At 68.5% G+C, this 6586-nt stretch carries 11 protein-coding genes; 4 read left to right on the forward strand and 7 right to left on the reverse strand.

The window, feature by feature from the left end; translation table 11 throughout:
- Positions 1–185: 185 nt before the first annotated feature.
- On the reverse strand, positions 186–440 hold the full coding sequence (locus FNH05_RS28670; protein ID WP_144591968.1) for a YrhK family protein: 255 nt from the start codon (positions 438–440) through the stop codon (positions 186–188).
- Between the two features lie 62 nt (positions 441–502).
- On the opposite strand from FNH05_RS28670, the gene FNH05_RS28675 reads away from it, so the two are divergent.
- Positions 503–1372: a class II glutamine amidotransferase gene (locus tag FNH05_RS28675; RefSeq protein WP_144591969.1), complete on the forward strand. Its 870-nt coding sequence runs from the start codon at positions 503–505 to the stop codon at positions 1370–1372.
- A gap of 6 nt (positions 1373–1378) precedes the next feature.
- On the opposite strand, the gene FNH05_RS28680 is transcribed toward FNH05_RS28675, so the two are convergent.
- The 4 genes from FNH05_RS28680 to FNH05_RS28695 form a co-directional block, all read right to left on the reverse strand.
- The gene (locus FNH05_RS28680) at positions 1379–1585 is read right to left on the reverse strand and encodes a hypothetical protein (RefSeq protein WP_144591970.1); all 207 of its coding nucleotides are present in this window, start codon (positions 1583–1585) and stop codon (positions 1379–1381) included.
- A gap of 37 nt (positions 1586–1622) precedes the next feature.
- The gene (locus tag FNH05_RS28685; protein ID WP_144591971.1) at positions 1623–1883 is read right to left on the reverse strand and encodes a hypothetical protein; all 261 of its coding nucleotides are present in this window, start codon (positions 1881–1883) and stop codon (positions 1623–1625) included.
- Positions 1884–2310: 427 nt separating this feature from the next.
- A complete protein-coding gene (locus FNH05_RS28690) occupies positions 2311–2616 on the reverse strand; it encodes a hypothetical protein (protein WP_144591972.1) in 306 nt (101 codons plus the stop codon).
- Positions 2617–2675: 59 nt separating this feature from the next.
- A complete protein-coding gene (locus FNH05_RS28695; protein WP_144591973.1) occupies positions 2676–3365 on the reverse strand; it encodes a DJ-1/PfpI family protein in 690 nt (229 codons plus the stop codon).
- A gap of 338 nt (positions 3366–3703) precedes the next feature.
- On the opposite strand from FNH05_RS28695, the gene FNH05_RS28700 reads away from it, so the two are divergent.
- From FNH05_RS28700 to FNH05_RS28710, 3 genes are all read left to right on the forward strand, one after another.
- Positions 3704–4333, forward strand: coding sequence for a hypothetical protein (locus FNH05_RS28700; protein WP_144591974.1), 630 nt, complete (start codon positions 3704–3706; stop codon positions 4331–4333).
- 100 nt (positions 4334–4433) lie between these two features.
- Complete coding sequence (locus FNH05_RS28705) at positions 4434–5267, forward strand: nuclear transport factor 2 family protein (protein WP_144591975.1); 834 nt, start codon at positions 4434–4436, stop codon at positions 5265–5267.
- A gap of 117 nt (positions 5268–5384) precedes the next feature.
- Positions 5385–5882 (forward strand): DinB family protein, encoded by a 498-nt coding sequence (locus FNH05_RS28710; RefSeq protein ID WP_144591976.1) that lies wholly within the window; start codon positions 5385–5387, stop codon positions 5880–5882.
- Between the two features lie 10 nt (positions 5883–5892).
- On the opposite strand, the gene FNH05_RS28715 is transcribed toward FNH05_RS28710, so the two are convergent.
- Together FNH05_RS28715 and FNH05_RS38360 are read right to left on the reverse strand one after the other, a co-directional pair.
- Positions 5893–6276 carry a hypothetical protein gene (locus FNH05_RS28715; protein WP_144591977.1) on the reverse strand — a complete coding sequence of 128 codons (384 nt, stop codon included), beginning with the start codon at positions 6274–6276 and terminating at the stop codon, positions 5893–5895.
- Positions 6277–6311: 35 nt separating this feature from the next.
- Positions 6312–6586 (reverse strand): alpha/beta fold hydrolase (locus FNH05_RS38360; protein WP_425458501.1); only part of this gene is annotated, 275 nt, incomplete at its 5' end.

Here is a 6586-nt window from a genome sequence, read left to right on the forward strand (position 1 = left end):
GCGCGGCTGCGCCGTGCTGACCGTCGATCGCGGGGGCGAACTGCACGAGTGGCTCAGCCGGGGCGGTGCCAAGGCCGTCCTCGTCCGCCCTGACGGCACCGTGCTGGCGGCGAGTCGTGATGCCGGGCGGTTGTGGCAGGATTTGCCCCTCCCGTCCCCCGTTCTCGGCTGAGTCCCGGGTTTCCTCATTGCCGCACCGCCTCCCGGGCGCGCCACTCCCCCGGCGCCCCGTTCAGGCGGTGGCGTTCGTGGATGTAGACCGCCTGGCCGATCGCGCCCAGCATCATGCCGAACGAGCCGGCGATGAACAGCCAGATCGCGGACTGCTCGGCCCACGACCACAGGAACAGAACGCTCCCGACGAAGAAGATGACGTTACCGGCCACGCCGATCACGAGGTGGACCGTCGGGAACTCGCGGATGAAACCCCTCATGCTCATGTCTTCCGGGTGTCCGGTGTGGCAGCCGCAGTGGAGTCCACCTCGAACCCGGGAGGTCGTCAATGTGCCGGTTGTTCGGTCTGTCCGCGAGTCCGGAGCGGGTGAGTGCCACCTTCTGGTTACTGGAAGCGCCGGACAGTCTCGCGCGGCAAAGCCGCCGAGAACCGGACGGGACCGGGCTCGGCACCTTCCGCGCGGACGGAAGCGCACTGGTGGAGAAACAACCACTGGCCGCCTACCAGGACCGGACCTTCGCCGAAGAGGCCAAGGAACGAGAATCGGCCACGTTCGTCGCGCACGTCCGCTACGCCTCCACCGGCGGACCGGATCCGCGCAACACCCACCCGTTCGCCCAGCACGGCCGGATCTTCGCACACAACGGGGTCATCGGTGATCTGGCCACATTGGACAGTGAACTCGGCGAATACCGGGACCTGGTGTGCGGCGACACCGATTCGGAGCGGTTCTTCGCACTCATCACGCGGCACATCGACCGGCACGACGGCGACATCACCGCAGGCATCACCACCGCCGCCCGCTGGGCCGCCGAACACCTGCCCCTCTACGCCATCAACCTCGTGCTGACCACGCCCACCGAACTCTGGGCCCTGCGCTACCCCGCAACGCACGACCTGTTCGTGCTCCAGCGCGCCACCGGTGGCACCCACGGCGACCGCCACCTCGATCATGCCAGCCCCACCGGACGCATCCGCGCTCGTTCCGGCGCACTGGCCCGGCATCCCGCCGCCGTCGTCGCGAGCGAGCGGATGGACGAGGACCCCGGCTGGCGGAACCTGCGCCCCGGCGAACTGATGCACGTCGGCCCAGACCTGACCATCACCCACCGGATGATCCTCGACCGGCCGCCCCGCCACCAGCTCACCCTCGACGACCTCGGAACCCACGCGAAGGCCTCCCAGACCGGCCGATGACCGGCCTCAGGCCAAGGCGGCGGCCTTGAGCAAAAGTGTGAGGGGGATTGCCAGCGGAAACAACGTGAAGATCAGAAGAGACTGATCGATACGTGTTCCGCGACCCTCGGTTGTGGTGTTATGACTGGTGCGGCTGCGCTCAAGCGCAGCGGCCAGCCGTTTCTCGTTCTCACCGGCGCGCGAACGGTAGCGCCGGGAGAGCCTGGCCAACATCCGTAAGTGGTCGAATTCCCACACGATGCTGCTGCGCTCAAGCCCGATCTCGATCCGGTTGCCGCGCTCCCGGACGAAGTAGACCTGGTTCCACGGTACCGTGGTCGTCCCAGGTGATCCGTGGCCGGAGCCCGCTGCGGCGGATCACTTCGAGCAGCACCGCGGTCAGCGGCAAGGACACCACGAGCGGAGGCAGTCCCCCGACGTCGTACACGGCCGACACGCCGGAGCCGAAGACCATCATGACGATGGCGACGGCCATGTTGATGAGCCTGCTTCGCCTTATCTCGCCGTGCACGTTGGTTCCTCGTCGATGGTCGGGGCCCTCTTGGCGGCGGAGCGCTCGCGTATATGTCCTCTGTAGACCGTGATCCGCTCATCAACCGCTGGAAGAACGAGTTCGGTGCGCAATGGTACGGCACACTCGCGGCCGTTGCGCCCGCGTCGGGCTCTGTCCGCGACACCTTGCACCGATTCCGCCATGGAGACAAACTGTTTTCGTTGCCCGCAGCAGTTCACGACTCCGATCGGCAAGCCCGCACGCCCGCCTTTCGTCGTCATCACCCCATGTTTCCATCGGATATCCCAACTCTCCGCAGCGGTGGATACCGCGACGGGGTGCGGCGGCTCCGGGTGCAGGCGGATCATCGTATTCATCACGCAAGCGGCAGCATCGCGCTGAGTCGCACGGTGCCGGTGAACCGGCTGGCCGGGCCCGTCCGTGGTCAGCCGACGATGCGGCGCTCGCCGGTGACCTTCGAGGCGGGAAGGCGTCCGGCCTTGGAAGTTCCCGTCAAGGTGTCGCCGTCGATCGCCACGGCGAAAGCCAGGTTCAGCCGCATCGGCTTGGTGATGGCCTGCTTCCACGTGAGCCGGTCGCCGTCGAGGACGACATCGCTGAGCGGTACTTCCTCTCCCGCCCCGTGGGCGCTTCCGATGAGAACCCCGTCCTCGCGCCGGAACTCGGCCACCGCCTTGATCCTGCCGATGGGGGTGGAAATGGACAGGTCCCAGGTGCCTTCGACGGACATGCTGCTGTTCTTCCTCAGGGTGTGATGCGAATAGGCGGTTGCGGGGAGAGGGTCCTCGGTCAGAACCCGGCGGGCTCGGGGCCCTTGTTACGCCAGACGGTGCCACGGCGCTCGTGGGCGAACAGCTCTTCGACGGCGTGAGCGATCCGGGGGCCCACTTCGCGCTCCAGCAGATACAGGCCGAGGTCGAGTCCGGAGGTGACGCCGGCGCCGGTGACGAGGTCGCCGTCGTCGACGACGCGGGCGCTCACCGCGTGGACGCCGGTGGCGTCGAGCATGTCCAGGCCCAAGTGGTGGGTGGTGGCGTGGCGTCCCTCCAGCAGCCCGGCCATGGCCAGCACGAGCGAGCCGCCGCACACCGTGCCGACCGTCACCTCGGGATTGTCCAGCGCGGCCTTCAACAGCGCGGGCAACTCGGTGGCCAGGGCGCGGCCCAGCAGCACGGGGATGAATTCGTCCTGCTGCCACTCCCCTGCCCCCGCGTCGTGGTCCGGAACCTCACCGGGTTCTCCGACGCGGCCCGAGGCGCCGGGGACCAGGATCAGGCCGGCACGCCCCGGGTCGAGGGCGGCGGTGGCGCGCAGCGCCAGCCCGCCGGTTCCGCCGACCACCTCGCGGGGGCCTTCGGCGGAGACCAGTTCCACGCTCACGGCGCCCGCGGAGGCAGTGCCACCGGCGTAGAGCACCTCGTAGGGCGCGATGACATCGAGCGGATCGAAGCCGTCGAACAAGACGATCTGGGCGTGCATGCAGGGGGTCCTTCGGGCGCGGGAAGTGGTGGCCTGTGCCGGTTACGTCCCAACGTAGTGAGCTGCCACGTCGTCTCCCAGTGGCAGGAGTGACAGTCTTCAACGGGATATTGCCAATGCCGCGAACAGATCGAGGAACCGCGGCATTTTCCGGCGGCAAGCCGGGCGAACCGATCTTGCCACTGCCCGCCCGGCCGGGCCATGATTCCTGGGTGCGACGCTTTCCCACCCGCTCTTTTCCGCGCGGATCCGCCATTCCCGCCGTTCGTGCCGCGCTCCTCGCGTCTGTCTGTCTCCTGTTCTCGGCCGGGTGCGGCGGCGCGGGGAACACGGACCAGGTGCCGCCGAAGACCGGTTCGGCCGCGACCGCTGTTTCCCCCGGCTCCCCCGGAGCATCGGGAAACCTCCCGGGAGCTTCGGCGTCGCCGGTCTCCCCGGCCGGGGCCCCGGCACAGTGGGTGCTCTCGACCCCCTCTGAGATCGAGGGATACCCGCGCTACCAGCCGACCCCGTCGCAGCAGCAGGCGATCACCCAGCAGATCACCTCCGACGCCGGGCAACTGGGTATCACCGGCGCTCAGGTCTCCGCCGTCTACCAAGACCGCACCAACCTGCTCTACTCCGTCTTCGCCGGAATCAACGGCAGCGGCTTCGATCCGTCCTCCCTGCACGCCAAGCTCTGGCAGCCGCCCCACACCCAGGACAACGGCACCGCCCGGGTCACCGTCAGCTGGGACGACATCGACCCCGGCCCGCACGGCGGCGCCGCCATCTGCAAGGAGACGCTCACCCAGACCGGGATGCTCGCCGTCGAGGCCACCAGTTGCTACTGGCTGAGCCCGACGACCTTCGGCGAGGTCTTCCTCATCCAGGATCCCCACGCCCAGAAAATCGTCTACAACCAGACCGCCGCCAACATCGGCCCGCTTACGCTCAAAATCCGCGCCGCGGTCGAGCAACACTCCTGACCGGACACCAGCGCACGGCCGAACCCGGGCCGCCCGGCGCGGAGCACGACCGCGGGCTCTCCCCGCCGAGCCACCTGACGACGGAAAGGCAGGACGAACCATGCACCTCAGCCCGGCGCAGGCGTTCCACCACCGCTGGTGTGCCGCGATGGCCGCACGAGACACGACAGCCCTGCGAGAGCTGTACCACCCCGACGCGGTTCAGCTCTCGGTGGCGACCAGTCAAGTGCTGACCGGCGCGCAGGCGATCGCCTCGGGCTACGCGGAACTGTTCGGCTCCGCCGGTGCCGTGCAGACGACGGCCGTGGAGAGTTTCGTCGATCTCGGCGAGGCGTTCGTGGCAGAATCGGCGCAGCAGACCGGTTTTCTGCAGATGACGTGCTACGACGTGTTCGTGCTCGCGGACGGTCGCGCTCGCTTCCACTTCCACGGGGCGATTTCGCCCCGGCCACCCGCCGCCTTGCCTCCCGAGTCCGGCGCGCCCGGCCAAGCCTTCTATCGCCGGGTGTGGGCGACCACGAACGCACGCGACGCGGCGGCGCTGCAGCATCTGTACGCTCCGGACGCGGTCCAGGCGTCCGCAGCCGGTGTGGTGCGCGGCCGGCAGGCGATCACGGCAGGCATCCAGCAGGTGTGGCAAAGCGCGGGACCGGCACAGCTCAAAGGGCTGTCGAGATTCGTCGAAGGTCCGGACGCACTGGCCGTCGAGGGCGTCGCGAACATCGGCCTGATGGAAGCGCGGCTCGACGTGGAGTTCTACGAGGTTTGGCTGCTGCGCGCGGGCCAGGCTATCCTGACCGTCACCGGCCTCGTCAACCCGCGGCCGGCCGAACTGCGTCAGGGCCTGCAGAAGCTGGCCGAACATCGCACACGCGTACTGCAGACCTTCGCCGAAGGCGTCACCCTGCGCGCCTCGGCACCCTGGCGGTGGTAGAAACCGCGCGCGATCGCTATCTCGGTGGCGCCTTCGGCCCACAAGACGCGCGTTCTTTCCCGTGAGGGGTCCCCTCACGGCAGCGCTGTTCCGTCAATCCAGAAAGCTGAACGACCAATGTTCGTATGGCCCCAAGTGACCGCTGGACCCGAACGCCTCCTGTTGGAGCACATGCTCGACCGCAACCGGCAAGCGCTCATCGACACCGCGCGCGGCCTGTCCGAGACCGATGCGCGGCGGCGCCTGGTCACCTCACTCACCACACCGATCGGGCTGCTCAAACACGCCGCCACCGCCGAGCGCATCTGGTTCCAACGCACCCTGCTCGGCCTGGACGAATCCGCCTGCGACGGCCACGCCACCGGTGGCGACGGCAGTTTCGTCGTCACCGACGGCGAAACGCTGGCCGACGTGATCACCGAATTCGAGCGCGCCAGCGCACGTTCCCGCGTGATCGCCGCCGGCTTCGAACTCGACGACACCGCGATGCACCCCCGTGCAGGCGAGGTCAGCCTGCGGTTCGTCTACCTGCTCCTGATCGAGGATTTCGCCCGCCATGCCGGTCATGGCGACATCCTCCGGGAACAGATCACCGCCGCCGCCCAACGCCGGTAAGGCAGGTCGCTCAGTCGTCCGTGTCGTCGTCGGACAGGTCCGCGGTCCGCCAGACCTGGATCGTGTATCGCTCAAGACCGGCGTGAATGCGTGCCGCCGCTCCCATGTCACCAGGCGCCTCGGTCAGCAGTCGTTCACGCTGGGCGGCGGCCTGCTCCCGTCCCTCGTGAAAGACCGCCGCGGTGTAGACGTCGACGACGACGGGCAGGAGGTCTTGGGCGGTACTGACGTACAGCTCGTCACCAGTGCCCGCGGCCACAGACCTGGTGGCCTCGGCCAGCGCGGCGGTGTTGTCCACGGGGGCGTCTGGGGCGTCGATGTCGGCGTCGCGCAAGGTCAGCAGGCCATGGGCGGGGACGGTGACCATGCGGTGGCGGGTCAGCAGGCTGGGCATCGTCGGCGTGCTTCCCTCCGCGCCGGCGGGCGTCCTCACCGCGCTTGCAGAAAATCGCGCACCAGGGCCGCGACCAGGTGCGGGTTGGTGGCCAGCACGGCGTGGGAGTCGTCGAACCGCTCCACGGTGATGTTGGGCGGCAACGTCGGCAGGTCCCGCGCCAGCCCCGCCTGGTAGCCGTCGAACAGGAGCTGACCGGGCATCGGTTTCGTGGCGACCGCGAGCAGCATCGGGCAGCGGACGTCCCGGAAGACTTCGAAGCAGTCCAGTTCCTCCATCGCCTGCTGGAGTTCCGGTTCGCCGTACCTGG

It is taken from the genome of Amycolatopsis rhizosphaerae, from assembly GCF_007713715.1.
Lineage (GTDB): Bacteria > Actinomycetota > Actinomycetes > Mycobacteriales > Pseudonocardiaceae > Amycolatopsis_E > Amycolatopsis_E rhizosphaerae.

Coding starts and splice junctions, on each gene's coding strand:
- FNH05_RS28710 (WP_144591976.1), top strand. CDS start 5,385: ATGTTCGTATGGCCCCAAGTGACCGCTGGACCCGAACGCCTCCTGTTG.
- FNH05_RS28680 (WP_144591970.1), bottom strand. CDS start 1,585: ATGTTGGCCAGGCTCTCCCGGCGCTACCGTTCGCGCGCCGGTGAGAAC.
- FNH05_RS28670 (WP_144591968.1), bottom strand. CDS start 440: ATGAGCATGAGGGGTTTCATCCGCGAGTTCCCGACGGTCCACCTCGTG.
- FNH05_RS28695 (WP_144591973.1), bottom strand. CDS start 3,365: ATGCACGCCCAGATCGTCTTGTTCGACGGCTTCGATCCGCTCGATGTC.
- FNH05_RS28690 (WP_144591972.1), bottom strand. CDS start 2,616: ATGTCCGTCGAAGGCACCTGGGACCTGTCCATTTCCACCCCCATCGGC.
- FNH05_RS28715 (WP_144591977.1), bottom strand. CDS start 6,276: ATGCCCAGCCTGCTGACCCGCCACCGCATGGTCACCGTCCCCGCCCAT.
- FNH05_RS28705 (WP_144591975.1), top strand. CDS start 4,434: ATGCACCTCAGCCCGGCGCAGGCGTTCCACCACCGCTGGTGTGCCGCG.
- FNH05_RS28675 (WP_144591969.1), top strand. CDS start 503: ATGTGCCGGTTGTTCGGTCTGTCCGCGAGTCCGGAGCGGGTGAGTGCC.